Consider the following 17,572-nt stretch of genomic DNA (forward strand, 5'->3'; position numbering starts at 1 on the left):
GGGACCATTGACTCCCTGAGGACCGGCCATGCCCGCCCAGCCCCCGAACACATCACCACTTACCCCGGAACAACTGAACGGCTACCTGCTGCAAATCGGTCATCGTCTACAGATTTTCCCCAACGGCCACGCACCGGCAGCGCAGTCTTCTACCGAGTTGCTGGAGGTGCAGGCATTGCACACCGCCCTGGCAGAAGAAAGCCGCTGGAGCCTGCAGAACGTACAGGTGCATTACACCGTCCCCGGCGACTGGGTGATCCAGGGCGAGCCCGGCCGGTTGAACCGCACGCGCATCAGCCAGGCATTGCACAAGAAGCTGGCCGCCCTGGAAATCGAACGGCGGCCCAACGGCCATCTACGCAAGAACTGGATACTCGACAGCCACCAGCCGATGCTGGAGGCCGAGGCCAGGCTGAAGGTCAAGGATCGCCTGCTCAGCCCTGCCGACCAGCTGCTGGTGACGAATATCGTCAGCGGCCCCGAGCTGCGCCCGGGTATCCATCGCCTGACGTTTCGCTACCGCCAGCAGACCATCGAGTTCGCCGGGGCGTTCGTCCTCACGCGTAGCCAGACACCGGCCACCCACCTGGAAATCGAGGACGGTGATGTGTTGCTGTTCACCCCGTCCAGAGGCCTGGAGGCTTTCACCTCGCTCAAACACCTGGATCGCACGCTGCAAGAGCGCATGAAGCAGGCGGCCTGGCGTCAGGAACTGCTGCAACACTTGCCGCGCCGTTACCAGCACTTGCGCGCGGCGAGTATCTGGCCGCTGGTGCCAGAGCCTATCGACAGCCTCCCGCTGAACGAACACACCTACAACGCCCTGCAGGACAAACAACATCAGGACATCGCGTTTGCCCTTGGCCTGGACGGCCATCCAGCGCCGACAGACGTTGCCAGAATGACCCTCGAACTGGACCAGGCGCTGCGCTGCTCGCCTTGGGACCTGGCCTCGCGCCTGGAACTGCGCGCGCAGCAGTTACTGGAAAAACTGCTCCACGAATCCGCCCCCGACTGGTACCGCAGCGCCAATGAGGCCCAGCGCAAAACCCTCGCCGAGCACCTGCGCACCTATGAACACCTCAGCCTGCAAGTGCTGGCGCTGCTCGGCCCGGCGGCCTCGCCGGAGGCCATGGCGCGCCTGCAATTGCTTGAGCACCTGGACGACGACCTGGATATCCAGGGCCTGATCCCCGAGCAACTGCAGATCAGCACTGAGCGCACCCTTAAGTCGGGCAACTCGTACAACCAGCACAACAACCTGGTGCAACTGGCGGTACGTGGCTTGCACCGTGGCGATGAACACGCCGGTTCCGAGTTTCTCGAGCACACCCAACTGACCTACGGCCAGCAGCCATTGCCGCCCGAGTTCCAGGACGTCACCCCGGCTTACCTCGCCGACCTGCTGGCCAAGGTTCAACCAAGCCTGACCTTCGCCGAAGAACAAAAGCGCGCCCACAGTTTGCCCGCCGTACAGGAAGCCATGCAGCAGATGCTCGACAGCCGCCTGCACGCGCTGGCCTACAGTGCATCGTTGCAAAACCATATCAGCGCGGACGACTACGCACTGCTGCAAACCCTGAGTGAAGGCCCCTCGCCCACACTCACTGCCTGCTGCCTGTTCCTGCACAAGGCTCCGCTCAAGGACCTGTGGGTGCTGCGCCAGACCGATGCAACGGGCGCGGTCAAACGCTTGCTGCTGTGCACGCCTCACGCGCCACGCGCCGAACAGTTCCAGGCCTTTGGCAGCGAGCGGGAATTGCAGGCGCATATCCTCGGCTGGAGCCAGGAGATAGCGTCCGCTCCAGGTTCGCGCAGCATGAAAGACTACCTGCTTGAACAGTTGGTCAGCCGGATCCGGCCCAAATACAGCGCGATGCTTTCCGCCCTGGGTTTTACCCCGGCCAGCCTTGAGTATTTGATGATCAGTTTCGGCGCGCCCTCCACCTACGAGGCCTGCCTGGTGGAAATGAGCACCACGACGCTGGCCATGCAGGCCGATGAATACCTGTATCAGATGCCCAAGTGGCTGAGCCAGGCATCGGCAGCCGACCGACAGAAACTCGCCGATCTCAAGGAACAGGCACTGGGCGCGGCACAGGCCTACGCCGCAAGCCCGGGTAGCCCACAACAGTTTCCCGACTTCGACAGTTACTTGCACAAGGCGGCAAAAGCCGCCCTCAACCAACTGCTCGGCAACCCGATCCCGGCGGTAGACCCAAACCTCGTGGGCGTGATCACCCCGCGCGAACGCGTCAGCTACACCACGCTGTACCGCAACGGCTACGACGCCAGCCTGGGCTTTATCAACCCCGACGCCAGCACCACCGCGCAGTTCAAGGGACCGCCCGGCGTCGACCTGAGTCGACTCACCGCGCAAACGGTGAGCAACTCGGTCAGAGGCACCTGGATCGGTGACCGCTATGTCGCCGAGGTCGAGAAAACCCTGCTGGACCCGCAAGGCCCCCACTATGCATGGCGCCGCAACATGGCCCTGGAGGTTGCCCAACTGCACATGCACGTCGCCGCGCTTGAGTGCTGCCTGCAAAGCTGCCTGGCAACAGGCGACCTGGCCTGGCTGGAAAAAAGCATCGACAGCCTGGCCGATAACAGCGATGCCGTGCGCAATCGGTATCGGCTCTATCCCCTGCACATCAGCGGGCAAGTGATCGATGGCTGCTACCTGTTCCACCACGCCAACGACCTGCCCCTGCTCTACACCCCGCACGCACCGGATGGCATCGCCTTCAGGCCGCAACGGGAATTCAACGAACGCCTGAAAAACCTTGAAGGCATGGACACCTACTACATCAGCCGGGTCGCCAGCGTTGAGCGCGCGGCGTTCGAGCCGAGGTTGCATGCGTTGGTGGCCGGCCTGCCGGCACAGCTCAAGGGGCTGTATTCCAAGCCGGTGTTCGACGAAGTGCCTCGCACCGCACTGCCGCTCAAGAACCTGCATTACCACACCTACGACAAAAAGCTGCGTCACCGTATCGACGAAGTCAAAAGCACCACCACCGGGCGCTTGCAGATGATCATGGAGCTGGTCAGCGTGATCGGCGAAATCACCATTGCCGTGCTGACCGCGCCCTTCCCGGCACTGAGCCTGGCCTTGGGCGGCTTGCTGGTGTTCAAGGATTCGATGCTCGCCCTGCATGCCTACAGCCGCAACGACACCGCCGCCGCGCTGGGACACTATCTGGGTGCGCTGCTCAATGCCGGCGGGACGTTGTTGACCGACCTGCGGCCCCTGCTGTTCGCCCCCGTCAAGCTCGCCCGTCCGCCGTTGCGCCATATTGCCCGGGTGACCAAGGACCAACAGGCCATGAGCTTGATCAAGCAACTGCAACCGCAACCCCCATTGCCCCAGGGCATGCAGCCCGTGCTGTTTGCCGGCGACAGCCTGTGGGCCTCGCACACCCCGGACAGCCTGGGGCGATTCCTGTTGTTTCGCTACGACAACACCAGCGGGCAATTGCGCTCCACCGGCAAGCTGGTGAACCAGACGGTGGACGGCCAGTGGCAGCGCTCCGGTGTCATCGGTGGCATGCCTGGCCCTGAAAGGCTCGGCCAGCCCTATGAATTGTCGGAAAAGTTTCGTCGCGACGTATCGGCTGTCATCGCCCCCGAGGACCGGTCGGCGCTGTTCCTGCAAATCGCCTACCTGGATCGAGACCTCAATACCCACAGCATCTGGATCTCGCGTCGGCAACTCGCCCCGGCACTCAAACAGCACCTGGACAATGTCAGGGCCCTGACGGATGACGCCGACGCGTTTTTTGCACGGTTGCCCGCCGTGGTTCCCCGGGCCGAAACCCTGAACCCGGCGCCAGACATTGCCCTGCGTGACTTGCTCAAGCTGCTGATCGATGACGCGCACAACCTGGTGGTAGGCGAGGCACCGTTTTCCACCGCGGCTAAACAGGTGCTGATCGAAAACATGCAGTACCTGCGCGAACTGAACGTGACGGTTCTCTATATCGAGCCGCTGTGGCGCGACATTCATCACTTGAAAACCCACTCACGGTTTTCCAGTGGTTTCTCGAAACGGGCCGAGGGCCAGCTCAAATCCATCGACAAGGAAAATTACCGCGACCCCGACGGGTTGCACGGCCACTGGATGCTGGTAAACACCGCGCAACAGCACGGGATTGAGGTTCGGCCGTTGAACGCCTCAAGCTCCTACGACCTGGAAAACACCCTGTGCCTGTTTGATTCACGCCCGGCCCCGATTCGCGCCAACCGGCTGACCAACTTTTACTCCCACACCCTCATCAACGATGACCAGGCGAAAAAACCGGGCGAGCGCTGGATAGCGTTGGTTGATCAAAAACGCATGAGTACCTATCGCGGCACGCCGGGCCTGGCCGACCTGCAAAAGAGCATTGCCCTGCGGGTCGACGACGCCTTCGACCAACCCACCCGAGTCATCGCGGATGTGGCCGGCGGCATTCCCGGCGATGCCCTGGCCAAGGGCGACCTGAAGCTGTCGTTGCACACGGCACGCCAACCGGCGCCGCACCCGGGCCCCTCGGTGGAGCGCTCACACGCGCTACGGCCAACGCGCCCTCTGCCTGTTGAGGCGCCGCGCCACTTCAGCACCTTTGACCTGCCCCATGAACACCTGGGCCTGATCAGCGAGGAAATCACCTTGCCGATAGGCACGCGTGAAGCGCTCTTCGCCACCGCCTACAGGGAGACCGCCAGCAGCCGTCGCGCAGCGCAAACCACCTTCGACCAGACCCGCAAAAAACTTCAGGATCAGGCCCAGGCGTTTTTTACCGAACACACACCGCCTGCGCGGGGAGCACTGCCTGCGGTCGACCCGGCCCTGGATGAGGCGAAATTTATCGATCAACTGCTGGACACCGCCGATGGCCTGGTAGTCGGCGAAGCCCACGCCGGTACGTCGAGCAAAGGCTTCCTCAGCCGGCACATGGAATACCTGAAAGGCCAGCGCGAAGTAAAAACCCTCTACATGGAGCAACTCACCACCGAGCTGCATCAGGCCGACCTGGATATCGTCCACAGCCTGGGCTTTATGCCAGATGAACTGTGGAGCTACCTCAACGCATTGGACAAAGGCCACGGCGTACCGGCCGACAGCCCCTACGGTTTTGTCAGCCTGGTGCAGGTGGCGATGAAGCATAACGTGCGGATCCGCGCACTCGACTGTGTCGCCAGCTTGCGGGTGGACGGCATGCCCGCCTCCAGGACATCAATGTTCAACTACTTTGCGACCCAGGTGATCCGCGCCGATCAGCTTCAACAGGGGCCGCACAAGTGGGTCGCACTGGTGGGCGAAACGCACGCCAATACCCATCGCGGCGTGCCGGGCATTGCCGAGCTCAACAACGGCATCAGTCTGCTGCTGGACGATGTGCCTCCCGGCTCGGCCAGCGGCTTTGTGCGTGAGCCCGCCAGCGTCCAGGCGCTGCCGCGCGAGCAGCAATGGCCACTGGTGCGCTACGACTTCAAGAAAAACGTCGAAGTCGCCGGTGCGCCATTGCCGCTACCTGCCACGCCCGCACCACCCCTCAGCCTCGAACAACGCCTGCGGCGCAAAGGCGACTACCTGCTTCAGCGCACCCTGGACGACGGGTTGGAGATGGTCCATAAAAACCGCGACGGCGTACTGGTCCACACCGCGTTGCAGCAGGATGCCAGGGGGCACTTCGTCAATCGCTGGAACCTGGATGACCGCCGTTTCAGCAGCAGGGAAGCGTTGATCGACATCATCACCACCAGCAAAAGAATGCGCCAAGTCCACTGATCCTCGCACCGCCCTCTGCATGAGGGCGGTGCGACCGCTCGTCGCTCACGTTCCATAAATCCTGCCCTCACGAAAAAACCGTTTCAGCTCTCGCCAGGGCTGCCGATACCTCCTGACTACCCATCGGCTGGTCGCTACTTCCAGCAACCGGATGTACCCGCAAATCTGTTCCTGGAGGAATGCGATGAATAGTTGGTTCGGCAACATCAGCGTCAACATGAAACTGGGCCTGGGCTTCGGCCTGGTACTGGTCCTCACCTCGATCCTCGCGCTCACCGGCTGGACCAGCCTGGGCGGCCTGATCGACCGCAGCAACTGGATGAGCGACATCACCCAGCTCAACGCTTCGCTGACCAAACTGCGCATCGTGCGCCTGCAATACATGTTGGCCAACGGCGACGAAGCCGTGGCGCAAAACGTGCAGACCAACCTCGACGGTTTTGTGGCCCAGCAACAGAAGCTGCTGGACAGCTTCAAGAGCCCGGACAACCTCAAGCTGCTCAATGAGCAAAAAGCGATCATCACCGCTTACCAGCAGTCCTTGAACAAAATGCGCGAGGCCTACCGCAACGGTAACGCCGCGCGCCAGGTCATGGGCGACAAGGCTGACATCGCCAATGCGCAGATCAGTGCCCTGGACGCCAGCGTGCGCCAGATGCCCGAGAGCACCGAGCGCTTTGCCCAGTTCGAGGCCGTGACCAGCGCCAAGGAACAGTTCCAGTTGGCCCGCTACGAAGTGCGCGGCTACACCGGCAACGTCAACGCCGAGACTGAAGCCCGCGCCGCCGCGCAGATCGAGAAAGCCATCGACGGTCTGAAAGGCCTGCACGCAGCGTTTGGCGCCAGCCAACAGCCTGCACTGACCGCCCTGGAAACCGCCCTCGGCGCCTATCGCAGCGCGGTGCAGAACTACAAGGCGGCCAACGCCAACATCGTCTCGGCCCGGGCAGAAATGACCACCCAGGGCACCGACATTGTCACCATCAGCGACAAGCTGTACGACATCCAGCTGCAACGCCGCGACGCCGAAGGCGCCCAGGCCCGCAGCCTGCAACTGATCAGCACATTGCTGGCCTTGCTGGTGGGCATCGTGGCTGCGGTGATCATCACCCGCCAGATCACCCGCCCACTGCGCGAGACCCTCGCCGTGGTGGAGCGCATCGCTTCCGGCGACCTGAGCCACAACATCCAGGTGACCCGCCGCGACGAACTCGGCGTGTTGCAGCAAGGCATCCAGCGCATGGGCACCACCCTGCGTGAACTGATCAGCGGCATCCGTGACGGCGTGACCCAGATCGCCAGCGCCGCCGAAGAGCTGTCGGCCGTGACCGAACAGACCAGTGCCGGGGTCAACAGCCAGAAGATCGAGACCGATCAAGTGGCCACCGCCATGCACGAAATGACTGCCACCGTGCAGGAAGTCGCACGCAACGCCGAACAAGCGTCCCAGGCTGCCTCGGCCGCCGACGGTGAAGCCCGTGCCGGTGACAAGGTGGTGGCCGAAGCCATCGCCCAGATCGAACGCCTGGCAGCTGAAGTGGCACGCTCCACCGACGCCATGACGCACCTGCAACAAGAGAGCAACAAGATCGGCAGCGTGATGGACGTGATCAAGGCCGTGGCCGAGCAGACCAACCTGCTGGCGCTCAACGCCGCCATCGAAGCAGCGCGTGCCGGTGAAGCCGGTCGCGGTTTTGCGGTGGTCGCCGATGAGGTGCGCGGCCTGGCCCAGCGCACCCAGAAATCCACCGAAGAAATCGAAGGCCTGGTGGCCGGTTTGCAGAACGGCACCCAGCAAGTGGCCGCCGTGATGAACAACAGCCGCAGCCTCACCGACAGCAGCGTCGAACTGACGCGCAAGGCCGGTGTGTCACTGGAAAACATCACCCGTACGGTGTCGAATATCCAGTCGATGAACCAGCAGATCGCCGCAGCCGCCGAGCAGCAGAGTGCCGTGGCGGAAGAGATCAGCCGCAGCATCGTGAATGTGCGGGACGTGTCGGAGCAGACTGCAGCGGCCAGTGACGAGACGGCCAAGTCGAGTGTGGAACTGGCGCGTTTGGGCGGGCAGTTGCAGCAGATGGTCAGCCATTTCCGGGTGTAAATCCCAGGCACAAAAAAGCCGCCCCGGTCGAAACCGGGGCGGCCCACTTCTCAGACCTTAACGGTCATCAAAGCTGTCCCGCAGGAATTTCCACACGTGATAAACACGCAGGGAGTTCACTACGAGGTCCCACGTACGTCGTGCAAACTTGGACATACTCGGCCCTCCATCAGTTGGGCCTACCTCCAGCGCACTTACCGGAACACGTGAGCCTTCGGACGCAGGTCAATGCTTCCAGTGAGGCGGCCGGGCTTTGGTTCCTCCCGCATGAATCCGGCACGGATTACTAGCCCGTGGCGTTCGGTCCATAAATTCGCGCGCGTACCCAGCCCACCTACAAACGACATACACAGAACGGGGGCGATACTAACCAACATCCCGCTCAAAGGTGTGACCTGGGAGAACTAATCCACCGGTAACGCTCCAAGAATTTATTGCCAGTTTTTGCAATCGTCCTTAAATAGCGTAGATCTCAAAGAACTGAAAACACCGAGTGTCACCAGGCCTTGCGTGATGCCTGAACCGACAGTAGTATCCGGTCAGCAGGTCAATGCTTCCGGTGAGGCGCAACCCCAGCCGCGAACTGGGATTGCAATAAAAAACCGCCCTACTAAGGCGGTTTTTTATTGCCTGCGATTTTTGCGCGCAGCCTCAGCTGCTGACTTCTTCAACAAACACCAACCGGTTCCCAGACGGGTCGCTGATGCTCATCTCGCGGCTGCCCCACGGCGTGTCTTCAATACCGGGCTTGGCGTTGCGGTAATTCCTGGCCAGCAATTGTTGCTGGTACGCTTCCAACCCTTGAGCCTGAATCCGCACCGCCGCACCTGGCGTGCAATCGCCATGGTGCTCGGACAAGTGCAGCACGCAGTCCCCCAGCGACACCTGCAGGTACAGCGGAAAGTTGTCTTCAAACCGGTGCTGCCAATCGACCTTGAACCCCAGGAAGTCGACGTAGAACTCCAACGTTTTGGCCTCGTCGAAACTGCGCAAGATGGGGGTGACTTTTCCTAAGTGCATGGCGATTGCTCCGTGTTTGAGAGCCGCCACTATAGAGTGGCAAAACCCTTTCGCAAATCCCCGCTGCGCGCCAGGAATCGTCCGGGACGCTGCCCGTTGGCCTGCCCGTCGCTGTAGCTGAGCACGCCGTTGACCCACACACCGTCAATCCCTTCCGCCGCGCGCTGCGGCTCTTTGAAGTCCGCCACATCCCGCACCCGCAACGGATCAAACAGCACCAGGTCGGCCCAATGCCCTTCACGGATCTCACCGCGCCCGGCCAGGCCAAAGCGCGCCGCCGACAGTCCGGTCATCTTGTGCACGGCGGTGTGCAGCGGGAACAAGCCAAGGTCCCGGCTGAAATGCCCCAGTACCCGGGGAAACGCGCCCCACAGACGTGGATGAGGAAACGGATCTTCCGGCAAACCATCCGAGCCAATCATCGACAGCGGATGCGCCAGGATGCGCTGCACGTCGGTCTCGTCCATCCCGTAATACACCGCCCCGGCGGGTTGCAGGCGGCGGGCGGCGTCCATCAGCGGCACCGCCCACTCGGCGGCGATATCCTGCAGATCCCGCCCGCCCATTTCCGGATGCGGCGTAGACCAGGTGATGGTGATGCGAAAGGCATCGGTGACTTGCTTGAGGTCCAGGGTCGAAGAGCTGGCCGCATACGGGTAGCAATCGCAGCCCACCGGATGGGTCTTCGCCGCGTGCTCCAGCGAGGCCAACAACTGCGGACTGCGCCCCCAGTTACCGGCGCCCGCGCACTTGAGGTGGGAAATGATCACCGGCGCCTTGGCATGCCGGCCGATCAGAAAAGCCTCGTCCATCGCCTCCAGCACCGGTTCGAATTCGCTGCGCAAATGGGTGGTGTACACCGCGCCATACGCCGTCAGTTCTTCACTCAACTGCAGCACTTCATCGGTCTCGGCGTTGAAGGCGCTCGCGTACGCAAGCCCGGTGGATAAACCCAGGGCACCGTCCGCCAGACTCTCCTGCAACTGCACGCGCATCGCGGTGATTTCACCCGGCGTGGCGGTACGGTGCAGGTCGTCCATATGGTTGCTGCGCAGCGCGGTGTGGCCGATCAGCGCCGCCACATTGACGGCCGGGTGGGCGTTTTCCACCGCCGCCCGGTAATCGCTGAACCGTGGGTAGGCAAAGGCCTCGGCGGTGCCCAGCAGGTTCATCGGGTCCGGCGGATCAGCCTGCAAGCTCACCGGCGAGGCGCTGATGCCGCAGTTGCCGACAATCACCGTGGTCACGCCCTGGCTCAGCTTGGGCAGCATCTGCGGGTGACGGATCACCACCGTGTCGTCGTGGGTGTGCACGTCGATAAACCCCGGCGCCAATACGCGCCCGGCAGCCTCGATTTCATGCTCGGCGCTGTCCCGGGACAGGTCGCCGATCTTCTCGATACGGCCCTCGTGCACTGCCACATCGGCGACATAGCCGGGGGTGTTGCTGCCATCAATGATCAGCGCCTGGCGGATCAGCGTGTGGTACTTCATCTCAATCTCCAAGCGGCAGGCTGTCAGGGCCGCCGCGATAATCGTCCAGGGCCAGCTTGATCCGTCGCAGGCGTTCCTGGTTGTCGTCCGGCATGGCCAAGGCCAGCTCGGTAGCGAGCACATCGATGGCCAACAGCATTCCGTAGCGCGCCGCCGTTGGCTTGTAGATAAAACTGGTTTCGGCCGGTTGCAGCGGCAGCAGCACGTCGGCCAACTGCGCCAGCGGTGAATCCGGCAGGGTGATGGCGATGATTTTTGCGCCGTAGTTGCGTGCCAGCGCCACCACGCCCAATACCTCCGGGGTGATGCCGGTCAGCGAGCAGACGATCAGCGCATGCTCCGGGCCCAGGGTGGCGGCGGTCACGCGCATCATCACCGGGTCGTGGCAGGCGTTGATCGAGTAGCCCAGGCGCACCAGGCGCACTTGCAACTCGTCGCTGCACAGGCTCGACGGACCGCCCATGCCGAACGCGTGGATCATCCGCGCATTGCCCAGCAGGCTCACGGCGTCGACAAAACTGCGCTGGTTGAAACCGGACAGGTGCCGGCGCAACGTCGCCTCGATATCGCTGAGAATCTGCCGGTGAAACGCCGACTGCTCCGGCAGGCCCGCCGGGTCGAGGAAACGGCTGCCGACACCGCTGGCCTGGGCCAGTTGCAGGCGCAGGTCACGCAGGTCGCGGCAGCCGACGCTGCGGGCAAAACGCGACAAGGTGGCGGTGCTGACCTCGGCCCGTTGGGACAATTCTTCCAGGCTGGCGGACGCTGCAAAGCCGACATCATCGAGCATCAGCCTGGCGATACGCCCTTCGCCGGCGCTGAAGGAATCCTGGCGGGCGCGGATCTGGTAGAGGATGTCCATCGGTTCGGCTCCGGGTTACAAGATGCAGGACAAACCATAAGTCAGACCGAAGGCGACCACCGAAATCAGGGTCTCCAGCACGGTCCAGGTCTTGAAGGTCTGGATCACCGTCATATTGAAGTATTCCTTGATCAGCCAGAAGCCGCCGTCGTTTACGTGGGAAAAGATTACCGAACCCGCGCCGGTGGCCAGCACCAGCAATTCCGGGTGGGGATAACCCAGGCCCATCGCAACCGGTGCAACCACGCCTGAGGCCGTGGTCATGGCCACGGTGGCCGAGCCGGTGGCGATGCGCATCAGCGCGGCGAACAGCCAGCCCATCACCAGGGGCGACAGGTTGAAGGCGTGGGCCAGGCCGAGGATTTCATTGGTGACCCCGGCGTCCACCAGAATCCGGTTCAAACCACCGCCCGCGCCCACCAGCAAGGTGATGCTGGCGGTCGGTGCCAGGCATTCGTTGGTGAACTTGAGGATCGACTCGCGGTTGAAGCCCTGGGCCAGGCCGAGGGTCCAGAAGCTCACCAAGGTCGCCACCAGCAGCGCAATCACCGAGTTACCGATAAACAACAGGAACTGGTTAAAGGCGGTGCCCGGTGTGGAAATCAGGTTGGCCCAGCCGCCGATCATCATCAGCACCACCGGTAACAGGATGGTGCCCATGGTCAGGGCGAAACTCGGCAGGCGGGTGCGCGGCTCGCGGTCGATGAACTGGCGTTCCAGCGGGTTTTCCGCCGGCAGGTGAATGTGCGGCACGATGAACTTGGCGTACAGCGGGCCGGCAATGATCGCGGTGGGTATGCCAATCAAAATCGCATACAGCACCGTCTGCCCGACCGACGCGTTATACGCCAGCACCGCCATCATCGCCGCCGGATGCGGCGGCACCAGCGCATGCACCACCGACAAGCCGGCCACCATCGGCAGGCCGACCATCAGGATCGACACGCCCACCCGCCGCGCCACGGTAAACGCGATCGGCACCAGCAACACAAAACCGACCTCGAAAAACAGCGGCAGCCCCACCAGGAACGCGATACACACCATTGCCCAGTGCGCGTTACGCTCGCCGAACCGGTTGATCAGCGTGCGCGCCACCTGCTCGGCGCCACCGGACTCGGCCATCATCTTGCCGAGCATGGTGCCCAGCGCGACCACCAGCGCAATATGCCCCAGCGTCTTGCCGACGCCCGCCTCGTAGGAGCCCATGATCGTGTCCGCCGGCATTCCGGCCAACAAAGCCAGGCCGATGGACACCAGGGTGATGACGATAAACGGGTTGAGCCGGTAACGCGCGATCAATACGATCAATGCAATGATGGCGATGGCGGCGTAGATCAACAGCCAATACCCCGGTGATGCGGCCATGCGGTACTCCTCGGAAAGGGTCACGTCGAATAGGTTGTGAAAGTCATAAATCATTACCGAGGTGCATTTTCAATTTTTATGAAAGTAATTTTCGCCCACAGACAAGCGCTGTCGCGCAGGGATATGCCCGGGGTCAGTGGATGAAAATTCGGGAGGCGTTCTTACATGAAGATCGCCGGGGCTGGAAACTCAACTGCGCAGGCCGAGTCTTAGACTGCACACCGACTCATGACCAGGAAAACCCAGAATGAATCGTAACCACCTGCTTGTTCCTTTCGCCGCCGGCGCACTGTTGCTGGCCTTGTGCGGCACGGCCTCGGCCGATGAGAACCCGGCACTGAAAAAATGCATGGACGGCGCCAACACCACCGCCGACATGGTCGATTGCAACGCCAAGGAAACCAAGGTGCAGGACGCGCGCCTGAATACCGCCTACAAAACCGCGATGACCGCGATGGAAGGCAACCGCAAGCAGCAATTGCAGGACGTACAACGCCAGTGGCTCAAGTTTCGCGATGCCAATTGCGGCTTCATCGGCTCGGCCACCGGCGGCACCATTGATCAGGTCAACGGCTCCGGCTGCGTGCTGGACATGACCCAGACCCGCGCCCAGGAACTGGAAAACCTGGTCGGACCATGATCGTTCCCACGCTCTGCGTGGGAATGCATCCTGTGACGCTCCGCGTCACGATTTTAAGAGCGGACGCGGAGCGTCCAAAGCGGCGTTCCCACGCAGAGCGTGGGAACGATCATCGCGCTTCAACAACGGTCAGTCGTGCTGCACCCGTGCCCGCTTGAGCAGTTTGCGGCAGCGCTCGGACAGGTGCAGCACCCGCAAATGCTTGCCGGCCTTGGCGTAGCGCTCCCGCAAGGTCATCAACGCGGCAATCGCCGAATAGTCGACGAAGCTCAAGTGACGGCAATCCAGCGTCACCTGGGCCGGGTCGTTGGCCGGATCGAAGCGATTCAAAAACGGCGTGGTCGAGGCAAAAAACAGCGTGCCGTGCACCCGATAGAGTTTGCTGCCGTCCGCTTCCATGTGCTCATCCGCGTACAGCTCGCGCGCCTGCTGCCAGGCGAAGTTCAGCGCCGCAATCACAATCCCGCACAGCACCGCCGTCGCCAGGTCGGTGAACACGGTAATCACCGTCACCGCCATGATCACCAGCACGTCGTTGAGCGGCACCTTGTTGATCACCCGCAGGGACGCCCAGGCAAAGGTCTGCTGGGACACCACAAACATCACCCCCACCAGCGCCGCCAGCGGAATGCGCTCGATCAGCGGTGACAGAAACAGAATGAACAACAGGATCATCACCCCGGCAAATACCCCGGAGAAGCGCCCGCGCCCGCCGGAGCTGAGGTTGATCACGGTTTGTCCGATCATCGCGCAGCCGCCCATGCCGCCGAACAGGCCCGAGACCATGTTGGCGGCACCCAAGGCCACGCTTTCGCGGTCCGGGTAGCCGCGGGTTTCGGTGATTTCGTCGGTGAGGTTGAGGGTCAGCAGGGTTTCCAGCAGGCCGACCATGGCCATCAGGATCGCGTAGGGCGCGATGATGTGCAGGGTTTCGAGGGTCCAGGGGATCTGCGGCAGCGCGAAGGTCGGCAGGCCGCCGGCGATGTGGGCCATGTCGCCCAGGGTGCGGGTCGGCAGGCCGAGCAGGTATACCGCCAGGCCCACGCCGAGGATCGCCACCAGGGCTGGCGGTACCGCGCGGGTCAGGCGCGGCAGCAGGTAGACGGTGGCCATGGTTGCCGCGACCAGCCCGGTCATTACGTACAGCGGCGTGCCGCTGAGCCAGGTGTCACCGCTTTTGAAATGCTCCAGCTGCGCCAAGGCAATGATGATCGCCAGGCCGTTGACGAACCCGAGCATCACCGGGTGCGGCACCATGCGCACCAGCTTGCCCAGGCGCAACAGGCCGAAGGCGACCATGATCAACCCGCCCAGTAATACCGTGGCCAACAGATACTGCACGCCGTGCTGCACCACCAGCGCGACGATCACCACCGCCATCGAGCCGGCGGCCCCGGAGACCATGCCAGGCCGGCCGCCGAACAGCGCGGTGAGGGTGCAGATGATGAATGCGCCGTAAAGGCCCATCAGCGGGTTGAGATGAGCCACCAGGGCAAAGGCGATGCATTCGGGCAGCAAGGCAAAAGACGTGGTGAGTCCGGCCAGGGCGTCGGCGCGCAGACGGGTGAGGTTCATTGAAGTACCGGGGAGTTGCGGGGGATAAGGCTGGGGATGGTACGGAATTGGGCGGGGTGGGGCTAGTGTTGGGTAAGACCGTTGGACCGAGTCGCCCCTTTCGCGAGCAAGCCCGCTCCCACATTTGACCGCATTCCAAAGTTGGAACTCGGGCAAATGTGGGAGCGGGCTTGCTCGCGAAGGGCTCGCCTCGGTCTCAAGCGAACATCAAACCATCTCGTTGCGAATCCACTCCACTACGGAGGTCCGCTTCGGCGCCCACCCCAGCAATTCCCGCGCATGCTTGCCGCGCACCCGGCTGTTGGAGCCCAGGCCATAGTTGGCCATTTCATAACCCCACTCGGCCTCGGCATCCGCCAATGGCCAATCCTGTGGTTTACCCAGCTTCAGCGCTTCGGCAATCGCGGTGGTCATGTCGACAAACGCCGCTTCGCCACTCTCCACAAAGTAGAAAGTGCCCGGCACATTCTTTTCCAGGGCCAGCAGGTACAACGCAACCACGTCTTCAATGTGCACGTTGGACCAGATGTTCTGCCCGGTGCCTACATGCCGCACTACACCGCTTTTGCGTGCCTGCTTGAGCAAGCGTGGCAACTGCACGCTGTCGCGCTTGACGCCCAGGCTGTGACCGTAGATCAGGGTGTTGCAGATCACTGCCGAGTTCACGCCATCTTTGGCTGCAGCCAGGATCAGGTTGTCGATGGCCACGCGAGCAGCCTTGTCGACAGTCGGCGCCGGCAGGTTGTCTTCAAAGTAGATGACATCGCTGGACTTACCGCCCGACGCATCGCCAACGATGCTCGAACCGCTGGTGTGCAGGAAGGTTTTGTTGGAACCGCGCAGCGCGGCCAGCAAGGTTTCCACGGCGCCGCGATGGTCGCTGCTGGCGGCGTTGATCACCGCGTCAGCTTTCTTCGCCTGCTCGGTCAACAGCGCGCTGTCATCCAGCGTACCGATTACCGGCGTGATGCCCAGTGCCGTCATTTCCGCAGCCTGTTCGGTGCTGCGCACCAGGCCGGTGACGTTATGGCCGGCCTTGACCAGGCCAGTGGCGATGGAACCGCCGATAAAACCGGCAGCGCCGGTGATGAATACGTTCATGGAGGTGTCTCCCTGCGTGAGTAATTGATGGACTCAGTATTGCGGACCTATCCATTCCGAATAAGTCCGTATTGCCCAATTCAATCTTGCGCAGAGGTCACGAATCAGCTGGCGTAGCTGGCCAGCTTGCCCTGGATAAAGTCCAGGAAGCACTGGATGCGCAAGGCCAATTGCGAGTTGCGGTAGTACACCGCGTTGATCGGTTGACGATAGCCGCTGTTGAACTCGGCCAGCACCGGTATCAGGCGTCCGGTCTTGATGTCCTGGGCGGTCATGAAGTCCGATAAACAGGTGATGCCCTGCCCTTCCAGCGCCAGCTGGCGCAAGGTTTCACCGCTGGAAGCGGCGACACCGGGCTGGATTTGCCAGCGATCGCCGTGCACATGGCGCAACGGCCAGTGGTTGAGGGTTTCGGTCTGGGTGAAGCCGAGCAAAGTGTGTTCAGCCAGTTCGGCAACGGTAGTGGGCGTGCCGTGCTGTTCCAGGTACGCCGGGCTGGCGAGGATATGCAGCGGGCTGCAACCCAGTGAGCGGGCGTGCAACGTCGAGTCGGCCAGGGCACCGATGCGAATCGCGATGTCGGTGCTCTGCTCCAGCAGGTCGATGATCAGGTCGTTGCTGTTCAGTTCCAGCTGGATATCCGGGTACAGGCCACGAAACTCGGCGATGTACGGCACGATCGCATGCAGCATGAACGGCGACGCCGCGTTGATCCGCAGGCGCCCCGACGGGGTTTGCTGGCGCGACGACAGGCGTTCTTCCAGGTCGTCCATCTGCTCGAGGATCACCTTGGCCCGCTCGAAGAAATACTTGCCCTCTTCGGTCAGGTCCATGCGCCGGGTGGTGCGATTGATCAGGGTGGTGTCGAGCTTGGCTTCCAGGCGCGACAAGGTGCGGCTGACCGCCGACGGCGTCTGCCCGACCTGCTCGGCTGCGGCGGAAATCGACCCGCATTCAATCACGCAGACGAAGATCTGTAGCTCATCGGATCGGGCTTTCAACGTGAATCCTCTTTATAGCGGCTGCACGGATACTAGCCGCATTACAGACTCAGGTTAAACACCTGTGCCAGATGCTGTTCATAACGCGCCACGTCGGCTTCGATGGCCGGGCGTTTCATCACGTCCACGCACAGGAAGGTCGGCAGGCCGGTCATGCCGAGGAACTCGTTGGCCTTGTGGAACGGGAAATACACCGCGTCCACGCCCTTGGCTTCGAAGAAGTCGGTGGGGTCGTCGAACGCTTGCTGAGGAGCGTTCCAGGTCAGGGACAGCATGTATTGCTTGCCCTGGATCAGGCCGCCGCTGCCGTATTTCTGCGACGAGTCGGAGCGGGTGCGGCCGTCGCTGGCGTACAGGCTGCCGTGGCCTTCGGTGAAGACTTCATCGATGTACTTCTTGACGATCCACGGAGCGCCCATCCACCAGCCGGGCATCTGGTAGATGATCACGTCGGCCCAGAGGAATTTGGCGACTTCTTCGGCCACGTCGTAGCCGGCGTCGATGTGGGTTTCCTTGACGTCGATGCCGCCACGGTCCAGTACCGCCAGGGCGGCTTCATGCAGGGTGCTGTTGTAGCGACCGTCGGAATGGGCGAATTTCTTACCGCCGTTGAGCAGGAGTACTTTTTTCATAGGGGG

Annotated in this window: 10 protein-coding genes and 2 pseudogenes; 4 read left to right on the forward strand and 8 right to left on the reverse strand. The window is 62.3% G+C overall.

What is annotated here, in order from left to right:
- The first annotated feature begins 28 nt into the window (after positions 1 to 28).
- From HX824_RS14885 to HX824_RS32960, 3 genes and pseudogenes are all read left to right on the forward strand, one after another.
- Positions 29 to 5,773, forward strand: a complete 5,745-nt coding sequence (locus HX824_RS14885) for a membrane-targeted effector domain-containing toxin (RefSeq protein ID WP_177054740.1) — start codon at positions 29 to 31, stop codon at positions 5,771 to 5,773.
- 217 nt (positions 5,774 to 5,990) lie between these two features.
- A pseudogene (locus HX824_RS32955) lies at positions 5,991 to 7,022 on the forward strand (methyl-accepting chemotaxis protein); the annotation flags it as partial.
- 258 nt (positions 7,023 to 7,280) lie between these two features.
- A pseudogene (locus HX824_RS32960) lies at positions 7,281 to 7,877 on the forward strand (methyl-accepting chemotaxis protein); the annotation flags it as partial.
- Positions 7,878 to 8,528: 651 nt separating this feature from the next.
- Here the strand turns inward: HX824_RS32960 and HX824_RS14895 are convergent.
- Genes HX824_RS14895 through HX824_RS14910 form a run of 4 tightly spaced genes read right to left on the reverse strand, consistent with a single transcriptional unit; the run spans position 8,529 to position 12,671 of the window.
- Positions 8,529 to 8,897 carry a glyoxalase superfamily protein gene (locus HX824_RS14895; protein WP_177021603.1) on the reverse strand — a complete coding sequence of 123 codons (369 nt, stop codon included), beginning with the start codon at positions 8,895 to 8,897 and terminating at the stop codon, positions 8,529 to 8,531.
- A gap of 29 nt (positions 8,898 to 8,926) precedes the next feature.
- Positions 8,927 to 10,390, reverse strand: a complete 1,464-nt coding sequence (locus HX824_RS14900) for an amidohydrolase family protein (protein WP_177054742.1) — start codon at positions 10,388 to 10,390, stop codon at positions 8,927 to 8,929.
- Position 10,391: 1 nt separating this feature from the next.
- A complete protein-coding gene (locus tag HX824_RS14905) occupies positions 10,392 to 11,252 on the reverse strand; it encodes a MurR/RpiR family transcriptional regulator (RefSeq protein WP_087693435.1) in 861 nt (286 codons plus the stop codon).
- Positions 11,253 to 11,267: 15 nt separating this feature from the next.
- On the reverse strand, positions 11,268 to 12,671 hold the full coding sequence (locus tag HX824_RS14910) for a gluconate:H+ symporter (protein ID WP_017478510.1): 1,404 nt from the start codon (positions 12,669 to 12,671) through the stop codon (positions 11,268 to 11,270).
- A 193-nt stretch (positions 12,672 to 12,864) separates the two neighbouring features.
- Here HX824_RS14910 and HX824_RS14915 point away from each other — a divergent pair, with 193 nt between their 5' ends.
- The gene (locus tag HX824_RS14915; protein WP_177054743.1) at positions 12,865 to 13,257 is read left to right on the forward strand and encodes a lysozyme inhibitor LprI family protein; all 393 of its coding nucleotides are present in this window, start codon (positions 12,865 to 12,867) and stop codon (positions 13,255 to 13,257) included.
- Between the two features lie 129 nt (positions 13,258 to 13,386).
- On the opposite strand, the gene HX824_RS14920 is transcribed toward HX824_RS14915, so the two are convergent.
- The 4 genes from HX824_RS14920 to HX824_RS14935 form a co-directional block, all read right to left on the reverse strand.
- Positions 13,387 to 14,832: a SulP family inorganic anion transporter gene (locus HX824_RS14920; protein ID WP_177054744.1), complete on the reverse strand. Its 1,446-nt coding sequence runs from the start codon at positions 14,830 to 14,832 to the stop codon at positions 13,387 to 13,389.
- Positions 14,833 to 15,039: 207 nt separating this feature from the next.
- Positions 15,040 to 15,933: an NAD-dependent epimerase/dehydratase family protein gene (locus HX824_RS14925; RefSeq protein ID WP_102605600.1), complete on the reverse strand. Its 894-nt coding sequence runs from the start codon at positions 15,931 to 15,933 to the stop codon at positions 15,040 to 15,042.
- A gap of 104 nt (positions 15,934 to 16,037) precedes the next feature.
- The gene (locus tag HX824_RS14930) at positions 16,038 to 16,934 is read right to left on the reverse strand and encodes a LysR family transcriptional regulator (protein ID WP_003212293.1); all 897 of its coding nucleotides are present in this window, start codon (positions 16,932 to 16,934) and stop codon (positions 16,038 to 16,040) included.
- 41 nt (positions 16,935 to 16,975) lie between these two features.
- Entirely contained in the window at positions 16,976 to 17,566 is a 591-nt protein-coding gene (locus HX824_RS14935; RefSeq protein ID WP_008436691.1) for an NAD(P)H-dependent oxidoreductase, read from the reverse strand.
- Positions 17,567 to 17,572: the final 6 nt, after the last annotated feature.

This window comes from Pseudomonas sp. D4002 (genome assembly GCF_013385665.1).
GTDB lineage: Bacteria > Pseudomonadota > Gammaproteobacteria > Pseudomonadales > Pseudomonadaceae > Aquipseudomonas.

Excerpts from the sequence above, each read along its gene's own strand:
- HX824_RS14900 (WP_177054742.1), bottom strand. The coding sequence starts at position 10,390 with ATGAAGTACCACACGCTGATCCGCCAGGCGCTGATCATTGATGGCAGC.
- HX824_RS14915 (WP_177054743.1), top strand. The coding sequence starts at position 12,865 with ATGAATCGTAACCACCTGCTTGTTCCTTTCGCCGCCGGCGCACTGTTG.
- HX824_RS14885 (WP_177054740.1), top strand. The coding sequence starts at position 29 with ATGCCCGCCCAGCCCCCGAACACATCACCACTTACCCCGGAACAACTG.
- HX824_RS14895 (WP_177021603.1), bottom strand. The coding sequence starts at position 8,897 with ATGCACTTAGGAAAAGTCACCCCCATCTTGCGCAGTTTCGACGAGGCC.
- HX824_RS14905 (WP_087693435.1), bottom strand. The coding sequence starts at position 11,252 with ATGGACATCCTCTACCAGATCCGCGCCCGCCAGGATTCCTTCAGCGCC.
- HX824_RS14925 (WP_102605600.1), bottom strand. The coding sequence starts at position 15,933 with ATGAACGTATTCATCACCGGCGCTGCCGGTTTTATCGGCGGTTCCATC.
- HX824_RS14910 (WP_017478510.1), bottom strand. The coding sequence starts at position 12,671 with ATGATTTATGACTTTCACAACCTATTCGACGTGACCCTTTCCGAGGAG.
- HX824_RS14920 (WP_177054744.1), bottom strand. The coding sequence starts at position 14,832 with ATGAACCTCACCCGTCTGCGCGCCGACGCCCTGGCCGGACTCACCACG.
- HX824_RS14935 (WP_008436691.1), bottom strand. The coding sequence starts at position 17,566 with ATGAAAAAAGTACTCCTGCTCAACGGCGGTAAGAAATTCGCCCATTCC.